The following is a 14203-nucleotide window of genomic DNA, read 5'->3' on the forward strand; positions in this document are numbered from 1 at the left end:
CGGTGGGTCAGTCAATTCATCTGTCACTGATACACCGCATTCGCGAGCAAGCCCGCTCCCACAGTTGACCGAGTATGGCTCTGCTGTTGCTGTTGCTGTTGCTCCGGCCCTTACATCCTTTTCGATGACGAAGTCAGCGGTCTTTTGATCTGCGCTTTTGATCGTGATCTTGATCTGAAATCGCCCCCCAAATCACTGTCGAATTGCGGGCATGCCGAGCCTAAGCGAGGCACCGAGTGTTGGGGCGAGGACCTTTTGGTTACTTTTGACTGGGCCGGCATTCCGGTCCTTGCAAAAGTGAGCCGCTGTAAGAGCGGAACCCTACTCAGCCGTTACCGCAGCAACGGATATGCACCCCGACCGCCCAGCCCCAAGACTGCCTCAACGTTATGCGATAGCGTCACCTCGGTATGCCTGATTGACCGAGTCGCCTGCATCGCAGGCAAGCCAGCTCCCACACAAGCCCAGCTCCGGGGTCAGATCTTGAACTGGCGCAACAACCCTTCAAGCTGCTCACTCAACCCGCGCAAATGCGCACTCGCCACGCTGGACTGTTCCGCCGCCAGCGCCGTGCTATGGGACAAACCCGCTGCCTGGGTGACGTTCTGGTTGATGTCCTCCACCACATGTGCCTGTTGCAAGGTCGCGCTGGCGATCGAGGCATTCAGCCCATTGAGGTTGCGTAACGCCTGGCCAATGGCAGTAAGGCTCGCACCCGCCTGACCCGCTTGTTCAATGGTCAACTGCGAGGCACTGTGGCTGTCGCTGATCACCTTGACCGCCGCTTCCGAATGCCCTTGCAGGCGCTCAATCATCACCTGAATTTCGGCCGTGGACTTCTGCGTGCGCTGGGCCAACAGCCGCACCTCATCGGCGACCACGGCAAACCCGCGACCCTGTTCACCGGCACGCGCCGCCTCGATGGCGGCGTTGAGGGCCAACAAGTTGGTCTGGTCGGCAATCGAACGAATCACTTCCAGCACGCCACCAATCTGTGTGCTTTCGCTGGACAGGGTGCGGATCACCTCCACGGCCTGGCTGATGGTGCTGGAGAGCAGGTCGATCTGTTGCAGGCTGCCGTCGATATTCACCTGGCCTTGCTGCGCCTGGGCCTGGGCGTCGCGCATTTCGCTGGCGGCGTGCTCGGCGTTTTTTGCCACGTCCTGTACGCCATAGGTGACTTGATTGATCGCCGTGGCCACCAGTTCCATCTGCTGCGACTGTTGCTGGCTGCGGTCGTGGGCCTGGCTGGCGTTGGTGCCCAGCTCCGTGGACGACTGGCCCAGCGCATTGGCACACACCTGCAATTGGCCGACCACCTGGCGCAGCTTGGCGGTAAAGCTATTGAAGTGCTGCGACAGTTGAGTGACCTCATCGCGCCCGTGGGTGTCGAGGGTGCGGGTCAGGTCGCTTTCGCCGCTGGCAATATTGCCCATGGCGTTCACCGCCGCCTGCAACGGCTGCACGATGCTGCGCGCGATGAGGATCACCAGCAGCCCCATCAGCAGTGCAATGCCCAGGCCGATCAGCGAGGCCTTCCACACTTGGCCGTTGAATTCGGCCTGCACATCATCCACGTACACGCCGGAACCAATAATCCAGCCCCACGGCTCGAACAGTTGGATATACGAGGTTTTCTCCACCGGCGCGTCGGCGCCCGGCTTGGGCCAGCGATAGTTGACGATGCCGGCGCCCTTGGCCTTGGCCAGGAGCACAAATTCATTGAACACCGCAAAACCGTCCGGGTCGCGGATTGCCGAGAGGTTCTGGCCGTCGAGCTTGGGGTTGGCCGCGTGCATGATCATCACGGGCGTGAGGTCGTTGATCCAGAAGTAGTCATCATGGTCGTAGCGCAGGCCACGGACTGCGCTGAGGGCCTGCTGTTGCGCGGCCTCGCGGGTGAGTACGCCGGTTTTTTCAAGGTTCTGGTAGTAAGCCAGCACGCCGCTGGCGGTCTGCACCACGTGCTGGGTCTGTTGGCGTTTGGCCTGGTAGAGGTCGCCATGGATCTGCTTGAGCATCAGCAACCCGAGGGTCAGCAGCATCAACACGGCGACTATCAGGATCAGCCAAAGACGGCGGCTGATCGACATGCTGCGCAAACTGTTCATCGTCCTGTCACTCCGTGCTTTTTATAATTGTGTGCCGCATCGACAATTCCATCTTGTCTGATAGGCTTTCGGCCTGTAACCGAAAAACCTGAGTACTCCCTGATTTTTCACGAAATTTTTGCGCACGGCTGGTGAAAATCCGCAGCGCATCACGATTGCTCGTGTGTCAGTGAACATTAAAAGACAGACAAGGCATGCCGCAGCGCATGACCTTTGGGGGATACATGGATTTTTGGACCGCCATACAGGCATTGATTCTTGGCGTGGTGGAGGGGCTGACCGAGTTCCTGCCGATCTCCAGCACCGGGCACCAGATTATCGTCGCCGACTTGATCGGTTTCGGCGGCGAACGCTTTGAAGCGTTCAACATCATTATTCAACTGGGCGCGATCCTCGCGGTGGTCTGGGAGTTTCGGCGCAAGATCCTCGACGTGGTGATCGGCTTGCCGACCCAGCGCAACGCCCAGCGCTTTACCGTCAACCTGATTATCGCAGTGCTGCCGGCAGTGGTGCTGGGGGTGATTTTTGCCGACCTGATCAAGCATTACCTGTTTAACCCAATCACGGTGGCCACCGCGCTGGTGGTGGGCGGGGTGATCATGCTGTGGGCCGAGCGGCGCCAACATGCGGTGCACGCGCAAACAGTGGATGAGATCACCTGGAAGGACGCGCTCAAGGTCGGCGTGGCCCAGTGTCTGGCCATGATTCCGGGCACTTCGCGCTCCGGCGCGACCATTATCGGCGGCCTGTTGTTCGGCCTGTCGCGCAAGACCGCCACCGAGTTCTCGTTTTTCCTGGCCATGCCGACCATGGTCGGTGCGGCCGTGTATTCGGGCTACAAATACCGTCACCTGTTCCAGCCCGATGACTTGCCGGTGTTCGCCATTGGGTTTGTCACTTCGTTTATCTTCGCGATGATTGCAGTCAAGGCCTTGCTCAAGTTCATCGCCAGCCACAGCTACGCGGCGTTTGCCTGGTATCGGATTGCGTTCGGGTTGGTGATTCTGGCGACCTGGCAGTTTGGCTGGATCGACTGGACGGCGGTCAAGCCATGAGCATTCAGCACCCGCGCTTGAAGGCGTTCATCTTTGTATTGTTGTGCGCCGCGCCGCTGACTGGCGCGGCACTCTTGTGGTATCGCGGCGAGACGCTGATCCCGCTGGCGGCCTATGGCGTGGTCAGCGTGGTGGCGTTTTTCCTGTACTGGGGCGACAAGCGCAAGGCGCAAGCCGAAGGCCCGCGCGTGCGCGAAAATATCCTGCACGCCGTGGAGCTGGCCGGTGGTTGGCCGGGGGCGTTGATTGCCCAGCAGGTGTTTCGCCACAAGACGCGCAAGGTGTCGTATCAGGTGCTGTTCTGGGTGATTGTGTTGCTGCACCAAGTGTTCTGGCTGGACCAGTTGTTCCTCGGCGGCACGCTGCTGTCAGTCCTCTAGCAACAAGCCAATCTGTGTGCGCTTGGGCAATCTGCTCACCACCAATTGGTGCGAGCGCTGCAACAGGCCGCGCAGTTCCTCGGCGCCCAGCGGGTAGGGCGTGTTCATGATCACCCACTGCGCCCGCGCCAGGTAGGGCGCGGGGTGGATGCCGGGGCGGTCTACATGGCCGAGGAACAGTTCCTTGTCGACTTTGAACGCCAGCGAGTCTCCGCGCAGGTTCTGCAGGGCGAACATCTTGTTGCCGGCAATCGAGAACACGCGCACGCCACCCCATTTGTAGTCTTCCCGCGCGCCGGGCAGGCCCAGGCAGAACGCCGCGACTTGTGCTTCGCTCATCTTCATAGCAAACGGTCTCCGCAACCCTTGAAGGCTTCTTCCAGATAGTCGATCCAGGCTCGAATCGCCGGTAATACGCCACGGCGATGCGGGTAGACCGCCTGCAGCCAGCCGCCCGGCGAAGACCATTGCGGCAGCAGCTGCACCAATTGGCCGCTGGCCAGCTCCTCTTCGCAATACATCATCGGCAGCAGGGTAAAGCCCAGGCCCTGCAAGGCGCAGGCTTTGCGCACGATAAAGTCGTCGATGCCCAGGCGCGCTTCCATGGAGACGTTTTCGGTATTGCCCTGCGGGTCGATCAACCGCAAGTGCACCAGGCGATCGGCCTCAAGCGCAGCGAGTACCGGCAATTGCTTGAGATCGTCCGGGGTGTTGATTTGGCGGCCTTGCAGGAATTGCGGGCTGGCCACCAGGACCGTTTGGGCCTGACGCAGGCGCTTGGTCACCAGCAACGGGTCTTCATCACCCAGCTCGCGCACGCGCAGGGCCACGTCGATGCCTTCAGCCACCAGGTCGACGCGGCGGTTGACCAGCGTCATCTCCAGCTGCACCAGTGGGTGAGCGGCGAGAAAGCCGGCAACTATGCCTGGCAACATGTGCTGGGCCATGCCCACCGGGCAACTCACGCGCAGGCGCCCGCGCGGTTCGCTGGACATGCTGGCCACGGCCTCGTCGGCCATTTCCGCTTCCAGCAGCATCGCCTGGCAATGGCGCAGGTAACGCTCGCCGACGGCGGTAAGGGTCAATTGGCGCGTGGTGCGCTGCAACAGACGGGCGCCAAGGCGCTCTTCGAGCTCGGCGATGCGCCGCGACAGCCGTGACTTGGGAATCCCCAGCAGCCTGCCGGCCGCCGCAAACCCGCCGGCTTCGACGACTTTGGCGAAATAGTAGAGGTCGTTGAGGTCTTGCATGGTCAACCTATTGTCCTGTCAGTGGGACGAACTATCCGCGTCTGGCGTGCGCAAATCCAGCCTAAAAAAAAGCCAGCACCTTGCAGGCACTGGCTTTTGGAGGGTGAGAGGGCTTAGAACTGCGCACCGGCCATCAACACATACTTCACATGCACGTACTCCTCGATCCCGTAATAGCTGCCTTCACGCCCATAGCCGGACTGCTTGATGCCACCAAATGGAACCGACGCCGTGCCCACTGAACCTGAATTGAGGATCACCATGCCAGCCTCCAGCTGACGTGACAGGCGCAACGACCGGCCCAATGCGCTGGTGTAGGCGTAGGCCACCAGGCCGAACTCGGTCTGGTTGGCGCGGGCGATGACTTCTACTTCATCCTTGAAAGAGTAGATGGCGAACACCGGGCCGAAGATCTCTTCGGTGGCCAGCGGTGAATCGTCCTGCAAGCCGGTCAATACGGTCGGTTCATAGAACAGCCCGCCCTTGGCGTGGGGCTTGCCGCCCATCAGTACGTTGGCGCCGGCAGCCTTGGCGTCCTCGACCAGGCGCACGACTTTGTCAAAGCCCAATTGGTTGACCAGTGGCCCGACCACAAAGCCTTCGCGCAGGCCCTGGTCCACTTCGATGTTGGCGACGGCAGCCTTCACGCGTTCGATAAACGCTTCAAGAATGCTGTGCTGCACAAAGATCCGGTTCGGCGAGATGCACACCTGGCCCGAGTTGCGCAGTTTGGCGCTGACCAGTCCTTTTACCGCCTCATCGAGGTTGGCGTCCTCAAACACAATAAATGGTGCATTGCCGCCTAGTTCCAGGGTCATCTTCTTGATGGTTGCCGCGCACTGCGCCGCGAGCAATTTGCCCACGCCGGTGGAGCCGGTAAACGAGATCTTGCGGACGCGTGGGTCACCGGTAAGGATCAGGCCGATTTCCTTGGGATCACCGACCACCACTTCGAGCACGCCGGCTTCGATACCGGCCCTGCGTGCGTAGTCCAGCAACTTGAGGGCGGTGAGCGGCGTGTCTTCGGCGGGTTTGATCACCATGGTGCAGCCGGCGGCCAGAGCTGTGGCGACTTTGCGGGTGATCATCATGAACGGGAAGTTCCACGGCGTGATGGCTGCCACCGGGCCGATGGCTTCCTTGGTCACCACTACATTGGCATTGCGGTCGTGGGTGGGAATGGTGTCGCCATAAACGCGTTTAGCCTCTTCGGCGTACCACTCGATAAAGCCCAGGCCGTAGTCGATTTCACCTCGGGCTTCGCTCAGGCACTTGCCGTTTTCGCGGCACAGCAGTTCGGCGAAGGCTTCCTTGTCGGCTTTCACGGCGTCGTGCCAGTGGCGCAGAATGTCGCTGCGCTCCTTGGCGAGTTTGCCGGACCATTCGGGGAAGGCGGCGCAGGTGCGGTCAACGGCGGCCTTGACCTGGGCTGAGGTGTGCTTGGCCACACGGCCGATTTCTTCGCCGCTGGCAGGGTTGTAGACGATAAGCATGGGCAAACTCCGAAGGCTGAAAGTGCTGTTTCAGGCTACGGAACACTGCGGTTTGAGCGAATATCCATTCCAATGTGCTGATTGCCTATTCCTATGAGTGCATAGCCACACCGGTGTTTGCGCAGTACCGTGCTGTTTTCGCCAGGAGCCATGCGCCATGGGCCGCACCCAAAAAATCATCGAGCTGATGGGGCGCTTGGCGCCTGTCGAAGGCTATAACCTGAGCGCTCTGGAGGATGTGCGTTTCCTGCGCTCAAATCGGCCGCTGCACCGGGTGTCGGTGCTGTACGACCCCGGCATCGTGATCGTCTGCCAGGGGCGCAAGCGCGGTTACCTGGGTGAAGAGATTTACCTGTACGACGCCCAGCATTACCTGGTGGTGTCGGTGCCGGTGCCGTTCACCATGGAAACCGAGGCCAGCGAAGCAGAGCCGATGCTGGCGGTGTACTTGCGCCTGGATTTCACCCTCGCCGCCGAATTGATGTTGGCGCTGGATGCGTTTCCCGAATTGCTCGAAGCCAAGCCGCGCGGCATGTATTCCTCGCCCATGGACGACAAACTCAGTGAGTCGCTGCTGCGGTTTCTCGAAGCCATGAGTGCGCCGATGGAGGCACAGGTTCTCGGCCCCGCGCTGATGCGCGAGATCTACTACCGCATCCTCACGGGCGAGCAGGGCGGTTCGATGCGCGCCGCGCTCGACCGCCAAGGCCAGTTCGGCAAGGTGGCGCGGGCGATTCGCAAGATTCATGGGTGTTACCACCAGCACCTGGACGTGGAGGCGCTGGCGCGAGAGGCAATGATGAGCGTGCCGAGTTTTCATGCGCACTTTCGCACGGTCACCGAAACCTCGCCGATGCAATACCTCAAGTCCACGCGCCTGCACCAGGCGCGTTTGCTGATGCTGCGCAACGACATCACTGCCGCCACGGCATGTGCTCAGGTGGGCTATGAGAGTGCCTCGCAGTTCAGCCGAGAGTTCAAGCGCTTGTTCGGGCGTACGCCCCAGGAGGAGATTCAGTGGATGAAACGCACCTATGCGCTGCCGGCGCCTACGTCGACGTCTATTTATGTGTCGTCGCATTGAGTGCAAGCCAGCGTCCACTGGTAGTGTTGTAAACGCGTTACCCAGTGAGGCTGGAAAGTGTCCAAAAAAATCGAGACGATTTAAGCGTGTTGTTTTTTCAAATGGACTTTTTGTCCGCCTAACACCAATGTTATCCCTACCCCAAATAAGCCAACAAAACACGTGACCGCCACTATGATCAACGTCAACGAAAAACCATATAGATCTAAGAGTCCGCCGAAAACAGTATAGGAGATGCCGATAATAACGGAATTGATTAGGTTGGCCACAGAGAGGCAAGAGGCACGGATACGTGACTCAACATTATCATGAATATAGGTTTCATAGGAGGTCTCATAGACAGCGGGAAGCGACATGATTAGTAGAAAAGTAACGACTGAAGTGATGATGCCGATATTCAATGATAAGATGAAAAGAAGAAAGGTCACAATAAGAGTAGTGGTGAAAGCAATGGTGCCGAGCGAGAACCTGGTACAAAGAAATCCGGCAGCCACGAACATACCTGCTGAGATAGCTTCAACGGCAGCGTAAATGCCAGCAATGATGGGGATTTCTAAGCCCTGGAGGGAAAAAAATGGCTGTCCATAGATAAACAAAGGAATGGTTGATAATTCGAATAAAGCATATCCAATAAATAAAGGCATCAGAAGAGCACCTTTTTTGGAACGGAAGAAATTAAGTAATAAAGTAAAAATCTCCTCTGCTTTTTTATCGATCGTAGCGCTTGTTTTGTCAGCGTTGAGTGAGACCGAAGGGAGTCTGATTTCGGGAATGAGTGTTACGACAATAGCGCCAACGAGTTTTGATGCCGCGAAGAAAATATAGACGCTGTTCCAAGACCAAGTGTCTTGTAATACGCCGCCAAGCAGCATAGACAAACCCAATGATACCGCACCAATGGCACGGGCACGCCCTAGTATTTTAGGGTACTCATCAGCCCGATTTTCAGCCAGTAAGTTATCATACAATAACGCCCGGTCTGAGCCGGAGCCCATAGCGATACTCGCGCCGAAGAGGCAAAATATAATGGCGAACGGAATGAAGTCTGAAAACAGCACAAAACCAATACCGCTTATGAATAATCCTAAAAAGCCCAGTATCAGCGAAACTTTACGACCGTATCGATCGGCGAGTAAACCAGATGGAATTTCTAATGCGACGGAAGAAAAGAATAAAAAAGATTGTAGAATGCCTATCTCGCCTTGTGTGATGCCAAGTTGCAGCAAGTAAAGCACGAATAAACTTCTCTGAACATCCATGTTCATAAAGATCGACAAGGAATAATATAAGTTATCGTTCTTGTTTTTTAAAAAATTCAATGCGCCCATTTTTATTTGAATACCTGTTTTTTTGTAAATTCAAAAGAGTTGAAGTTTAAAGTTAAGGTGCAGGCGTCTGTTTTTGTAGGCCCCCGGTTTGCCAAATACTGAAAAGCTTCCCACGCGATGAGGTTAGCCATAATCGAATTTGTTATACCATTGGACGGAAAACGTGCAGGCACAATTGTTTTTTTACAAACGCTGCGCACCTCTCGAATCCAGCGTAGATAGGCCCGAAACGAAGATCGCTCTTTGAGAAGCGGCCCAAGTATCCCGTTGTTAATACCCACCGCACCGAACAGCGCTGATGTGCCTGCTTTTACTGCGGCGTTAGCGACGTAGCTCTGAATAGCGCCTCTAGGCTCATCAGCACAACAGATTATTAAATCCGCGCCCTTCGCGAGCGTTGCTAACTGCTTGCTGGACGTTATCTCCGCGACGATGGATTTAGCCTCGATTACTTTTTGATTGTCTATCAATCGTTGAGCAAGTATGTCTGCTTTATAGTGACCAATATCGTCTGCACCAAAAACAAATTGACGATTAAGATTGTTTAGGCTGACGGTGTCGAAATCAATCAAAACAAAGGACCCCACACCCGAACCTGCAAGGCTTTGTGCAACTAACGCTCCTGTACCGCCGCAGCCAACCACTACGATTGATGCGTTTTTTAGCTGTTGACTCATTTCTTGATTGGGGGCAACCGCTTCATTCCACGACCATTGCATAGCCTGTAACGGCGTCATCCCACAAGGCGGGGCAGTGTGAATGAGGTTAGCATCCTTTAGTTTTCGAAGAAGGCTTCTCTCTGGCTCATTCTCCAATTCTACCGCTACGCCTGTTGTGCTCAGTAACTGAAGCAGTTTAGCCGTGTCTGAATTTCCCGGCTTGATGCTTTTTATGCCGCTCTCCGTGATCAATTTAAGTTGATTGTCATCACTGAGAATAACAACATCTCCGCGTAATACCCATTGGCTTTCTTTTTTAAGCAAGGCGGCAGTCCTCTGTGACATTCGTATCACTTATGTTTTTGACAAACATAGCCATGGGTCTGTAAACCGCTTCAGCCAGCATCATGGGTAAAACATTGTGGCTGGATTTGGCGTAAAGTTTTAGAAAAATGGATTTCATAAAGCGTATGGACTCGGCGGAAGTATCCAAGCCAGAGATTTTTCTTTGAAAGAGCGCCAGACGCAAACTTTTTTCACTGGTGGCCTCGACAATGAGCGTCTTCAATGTTTTCTTTTCTTCATCGGTGAGATCTTGCCAGAGTTGACGGCACTCCCTCATCAAGTGAAGTGATTTTTTTTTGTTTGTTTGTCGTGGCTCAACAAATGCCTGAAGCAAGCTCTCTGCATGGCTCATTGTTTCAAACGGGCTGTTCAAGCGTTGATAGTTCGCAAGAATGGGAAACGCGTAATAGGAAGAAAATGCAGACCATGATAAGAGTATTTTTGTATTGGCGTTAGGGATGACATCCAATGCCTTGGTCAGTCCAATGCCGCGATACTGTGGGTGTACAATGACCCGGAATGACTGTAATACATATTTATTGATGTCTGAGAACTCAGGGAATATATCAAATGCTTTTGGCCATGGACGAATACACAAATTAACACCCACCAACTCTCCTTTGGAATAGGCAGTGACAACATGATCAACCAGGGGGGCTAGCATATCAATGTCATTTGGGTTGTCATTTTCATAATGATAGCGGGACAGTTTTTTATAATCGTCTAGCGTGCCTGTTTTAATTTGTATCTCCAGGCTTTTTAACAGGTTCGTGCTGTTAGGTTTTTTATTAAGAATGCGATGTTTCCCATCAGAGCAAAGCTCAATATGAACGTCAGGGTTTAGAAAGTCGACGATGTCATCGTGGCAACTTGCAATAAACGCACTTTGTTTGTTGGAGCGAAGAATTTTCCCTACGTTCATGGCGACAATGAGCGCTGTGCGCCTGTCCAGTCGCGTAGTAAATTCGTCAAGGATAAGGGGGCCTACGCCTTCGCGTAAAGCTAACGCAATAAGGAAACGTTCTTTTTGTCCATCCGACAGGTGGGAAAAAGGGCCAATCATGATACGTGGTTCTCCCAACCCGAATTTTGAAAGATAGCGGATCACTTCGCCGGCATCTTCACAAGGTATGATTTCCGCGATAGGTTTCTCTATATCAATATCAGTTGGTATTTTTCGGGTGTCTTGAAACTGGCGAGAAATATCTTTTAATAGTAAACTTTTGCCGACGCCGCTTGCCCCCGTAATTAGAACAATCCTGTCTGTAGGTATATCTAAATCTGATAGCGACTCCACCCACCCGTCTTCGGACAGGCCAAATGTTTTAATGATGTCTTCGCAAACCTTGCTGGAACTATTTAGCGGAGGGATATGTAAGTCTACTGTTGTATGTATCATGTTCATGGTCGGGCCCTCATCAGCTCAATAGTTGCAGTGGGTGTGTTAGTTTTGAAAGTTAACATTGCTCAAACAAATGCTGGGAATGGCACCAATGACCACGCTTGGACATACGTCATCTAATAAATCATCGAGCAATTGCCTGTGCTCATTGTTGAATAGCGATGATTTTAATGTGTCGATATAGAGCTGTTGTGCTTGTGATTCACTTCGCCAGGCTGGGCATAATATGAGTGATGCATATCTGCCCCAGGCGTCATCAGTCGGGCCGGAAACTATCATGAGTCGCATAGCTGCTTTAACTTTAGATGCTGAATAACTGTCAGAAACAGGCGTGCATGGTACGCCATGTTGATGAAGAATCGCGGCAATAGACCAAGCGACTGTAGCATTGGGATAGTAATCGGAATACGCTAACGTAAAGCCCTCTCTCGATGCTATAGGTGGCCACTCTAAAGGAATTAATTTTTGTAGCGGCATTGGATCATCAGACAGCCTAGAGGCTCTTGCCCAACCTACGTGTTCTGCGCAGTTGGTGTTCTCTAAAATGTTTTTAATTTCTTTGCGAAGTGGTTTTTTATCATCGCCGATCAGTTCACCTGAGAAAACAAGTATCGCTCTAAGAGATGTTTTTTTAACGACGCGCCGCCCATCGGTTGATGGATTCGAGTTGAATGGAGTTGCGGTGTCTGCAGTCTGATCAATAATGCCTTTTTCGAACAGCGTGAGATTCTCTTCAGGGTTACGAACGACTTCTATAAGAATAGATGGGATGCTGTCGTGAGGACACGAAGCTTCCCACCGATTGGGGGCAATTTCGCAGACTTGTCGGGCCCCTGGCCATTTATCCGTACGAAACGGTATCCAGGCAGGGGAGGATAGCAATCCTTCAAAGGCGGGCACTTTTTCTTCAAAACTTATAACAGCACTGCCATCGTATGTTAACCCTAACGTTGCTTTACTCATGATTAGATGACGGACGATGAAGTCCTGACTGGACAGATAATTTAGTCCATTCAAATAATCTCTTCCTGAAATATTATTCAGGTTGCGGAGGCTATTAGCGTTGGGAGAAAGAATGTAGGTATATCCCTCATCCTTAACGCTTATATCACAGCCACCTTCTATGCTCACGTTTGGGAGTGGCATGGATATTGGCGCTCGGGGAGGAAGCGCCCCCAAACTCGCCAGTTGCAGTGCCCCATAGTCGCGAGGAGATTTTAATGATCCGGGAGGTGCATCCACAGCAATCCTAATTGATTTGTGCTTCTCCGTCACACAGCCCCCTTACGTCGTGCCAGGTTACCAGGAATTTTTAATTGTTCTGTTTTTACGTGGCGAGTTATTTGAGGATTGCTTGAATAAGCGTTACCAAAAATAGCACGCAAAAAACTATTTAGTTAATGCGCTCTCAATGAGTGCCTAGTAAACCTTTGTTTCCTTAATCGCTGGAGTTTTGTGGGTAGTAACGACTTAGGTGGTCTTCGGATTTTTTCGCTGATTTTTTAAGAAACATAATGTAATTTTTTTCATGCTCAACAAAATCCCCGATCTTATGAGATAAGGGCGGGGACAGTGTCTTTGCTGATTTAAATAATTCTGCCCTGGCCTCCCTTCCTAAGTCTTCGATTTTACTTAGCAAGGGTAGAACAAAACCACGCATCTGCTGTTCAAAAAGTGGAAATCTATGAGTGTCTACATGTAAGTTTTGAACGGCGATTGTAAATCCACAGTTGATTACGTTATGCCACCAGCCAGGAGGGATATATAAAGCATCACCGGCCGATATTGTACCTTCAAAAATATCGGCGCCTTGCTTGAGTACTTTACTAGCAATATCAGGATTAAATAAATCTTGCCCATTGGAAACTGCAAACGTGTGTGCGGGCGATACCAGGCGTGCTTTTTTTTCACCCACAATCATGGTTAGCACTGAATTGACAAAAAAAGAATCTGTATGCAGAGGGCTTGATACCTGTAGATAACCGATAAGCAAATTGGTCGGTGGTATTGAGATCGAAGAGGGTAATTTGTATAACCAGTTATCAGGAAAACAAGGTAGGCTCATGTCGATATCATCGAGTAGTTCAGGAAACTCTTTATGATAGATCCATCCACCCAAATAAGGCGATTCAGCGTCATCTTCAAAGGCGCTATTTTTTTCTGCTAAAACTATATACTCCCCCAGTGGCATCTTGGTTTGGTCTTTGTACGCTTCTTGTCGTTTGGTCTTGTAATAACAGACAGGTACCTTGATATGTCCATAAGTCTTTCTGAAAAAGTCTGCAGACCAACGCTTAATGGCAGGCCAATCCTTACCCATTCCTTTTAGAATGACCGGCTTTTCATTCATGAGGTAATTTTTTCGAAATAACACTACGTCACTGGCATCGATGCTCTCAAGAAGAATTATTTTTTTATTTTCCAAAGGAATAATCCTGACTAATTAGTTCGCTGTTGGTTTTATTAAAAAAGGTCAAACATAATGAATGACCTTTTTTTGTCATAGTCCTAGCGGACTATTAACAGCGACTGAACACAGCTTGAAGCATCAGTTCGTCATCTGCCAAATCCATGAAGAAAGAGACGTCTTCATTTTCACTTTTCGCAGAGAAAGCGTTAGGGTTGTCTGATTCCAATACATATTCAATCACTTCTTCATTTTTCATTTTGTATTCTCATTGGTTAAAAGATGAGGTCGTAACAATGTTGGATATAGCAGCCACTGATGAATATTGCTTTTTGTTCAGGTATCAAACGGGAGGCCCTGTTTTATTCAGGGAGAAACCGCGTAATTTCAGAACCGGTCAGTGACTTTGTGAATAAAGACCATGTTCCAAAATTACGCAAATGTACACTTTGTAATTTTGTGTGTCAGTCCATCCGTGACAGGAGAAACAGCTGCTGCAATACGCCCGTAGCGGTAAAAACATGGCGACCGCAGAGGCTGGGTGCAGTACTTGCGCTTCAATCGAGAGGTCTCTGGCCGCTATTTGGATTTTGGGAGGTGCAGGCAGGCGCCAGTATCAGTTTAGCCAACCCGATTAGACTGAATAAATGCGCCGTATTCTTTTACCGTCCGTGGTAACCAACGTTGCG

General features: G+C 52.5%; 13 protein-coding genes. 3 read left to right on the forward strand and 10 right to left on the reverse strand.

The genetic code is table 11. The annotated features are described in order from the left end of the window. Window positions 1–476 precede the first annotated feature (476 nt). Window positions 477–2111, reverse strand: a complete 1635-nt coding sequence (locus tag ACTD9P_RS22635) for a methyl-accepting chemotaxis protein (protein ID WP_438869432.1) — start codon at window positions 2109–2111, stop codon at window positions 477–479. Window positions 2112–2335: 224 nt separating this feature from the next. Here ACTD9P_RS22635 and ACTD9P_RS22640 point away from each other — a divergent pair, with 224 nt between their 5' ends. Then, window positions 2336–3166 (forward strand): undecaprenyl-diphosphate phosphatase, encoded by an 831-nt coding sequence (locus tag ACTD9P_RS22640; RefSeq protein ID WP_138817544.1) that lies wholly within the window; start codon window positions 2336–2338, stop codon window positions 3164–3166. Continuing rightward, complete coding sequence (locus ACTD9P_RS22645) at window positions 3163–3546, forward strand: DUF1294 domain-containing protein (protein WP_138817545.1); 384 nt, start codon at window positions 3163–3165, stop codon at window positions 3544–3546. The genes ACTD9P_RS22640 and ACTD9P_RS22645 overlap by 4 nt, the downstream gene beginning before the upstream one ends. Here ACTD9P_RS22645 and ACTD9P_RS22650 read toward each other — a convergent pair. The 3 genes from ACTD9P_RS22650 to ACTD9P_RS22660 all read right to left on the reverse strand — a co-directional run bounded on the left by ACTD9P_RS22650 (window position 3535) and on the right by ACTD9P_RS22660 (window position 6289). Beyond that, complete coding sequence (locus ACTD9P_RS22650; protein ID WP_438869433.1) at window positions 3535–3891, reverse strand: MmcQ/YjbR family DNA-binding protein; 357 nt, start codon at window positions 3889–3891, stop codon at window positions 3535–3537. The genes ACTD9P_RS22645 and ACTD9P_RS22650 overlap by 12 nt on opposite strands. Next, complete coding sequence (locus ACTD9P_RS22655) at window positions 3888–4796, reverse strand: LysR substrate-binding domain-containing protein (protein WP_438869449.1); 909 nt, start codon at window positions 4794–4796, stop codon at window positions 3888–3890. The genes ACTD9P_RS22650 and ACTD9P_RS22655 overlap by 4 nt, the downstream gene beginning before the upstream one ends. 113 nt (window positions 4797–4909) lie before the next feature. After that, complete coding sequence (locus tag ACTD9P_RS22660; RefSeq protein WP_438869434.1) at window positions 4910–6289, reverse strand: NAD-dependent succinate-semialdehyde dehydrogenase; 1380 nt, start codon at window positions 6287–6289, stop codon at window positions 4910–4912. 157 nt (window positions 6290–6446) lie between these two features. Here ACTD9P_RS22660 and ACTD9P_RS22665 point away from each other — a divergent pair, with 157 nt between their 5' ends. After that, window positions 6447–7373 (forward strand): AraC family transcriptional regulator, encoded by a 927-nt coding sequence (locus tag ACTD9P_RS22665; protein ID WP_438869435.1) that lies wholly within the window; start codon window positions 6447–6449, stop codon window positions 7371–7373. Between the two features lie 80 nt (window positions 7374–7453). Here the strand turns inward: ACTD9P_RS22665 and ACTD9P_RS22670 are convergent, their stop codons facing one another. The 6 genes from ACTD9P_RS22670 to ACTD9P_RS22695 all read right to left on the reverse strand — a co-directional run bounded on the left by ACTD9P_RS22670 (window position 7454) and on the right by ACTD9P_RS22695 (window position 13773). Next, the gene (locus ACTD9P_RS22670) at window positions 7454–8701 is read right to left on the reverse strand and encodes an MFS transporter (protein WP_438869436.1); all 1248 of its coding nucleotides are present in this window, start codon (window positions 8699–8701) and stop codon (window positions 7454–7456) included. A gap of 2 nt (window positions 8702–8703) precedes the next feature. Next, the gene (locus ACTD9P_RS22675) at window positions 8704–9684 is read right to left on the reverse strand and encodes a HesA/MoeB/ThiF family protein (protein ID WP_438869437.1); all 981 of its coding nucleotides are present in this window, start codon (window positions 9682–9684) and stop codon (window positions 8704–8706) included. After that, entirely contained in the window at window positions 9677–11110 is a 1434-nt protein-coding gene (locus ACTD9P_RS22680; RefSeq protein WP_438869438.1) for a hypothetical protein, read from the reverse strand. The genes ACTD9P_RS22675 and ACTD9P_RS22680 overlap by 8 nt, the downstream gene beginning before the upstream one ends. 39 nt (window positions 11111–11149) lie before the next feature. Continuing rightward, window positions 11150–12382: a hypothetical protein gene (locus ACTD9P_RS22685; protein ID WP_438869439.1), complete on the reverse strand. Its 1233-nt coding sequence runs from the start codon at window positions 12380–12382 to the stop codon at window positions 11150–11152. A gap of 163 nt (window positions 12383–12545) precedes the next feature. Then, window positions 12546–13532, reverse strand: coding sequence for a cupin-like domain-containing protein (locus tag ACTD9P_RS22690; RefSeq protein ID WP_438869440.1), 987 nt, complete (start codon window positions 13530–13532; stop codon window positions 12546–12548). A gap of 94 nt (window positions 13533–13626) precedes the next feature. Beyond that, the gene (locus ACTD9P_RS22695; RefSeq protein WP_178112672.1) at window positions 13627–13773 is read right to left on the reverse strand and encodes a hypothetical protein; all 147 of its coding nucleotides are present in this window, start codon (window positions 13771–13773) and stop codon (window positions 13627–13629) included. Between the last annotated feature and the right edge of the window lie 430 nt (window positions 13774–14203).

The sequence above is a fragment of the Pseudomonas onubensis genome, from assembly GCF_965653655.1.
Taxonomy (GTDB): domain Bacteria; phylum Pseudomonadota; class Gammaproteobacteria; order Pseudomonadales; family Pseudomonadaceae; genus Aquipseudomonas.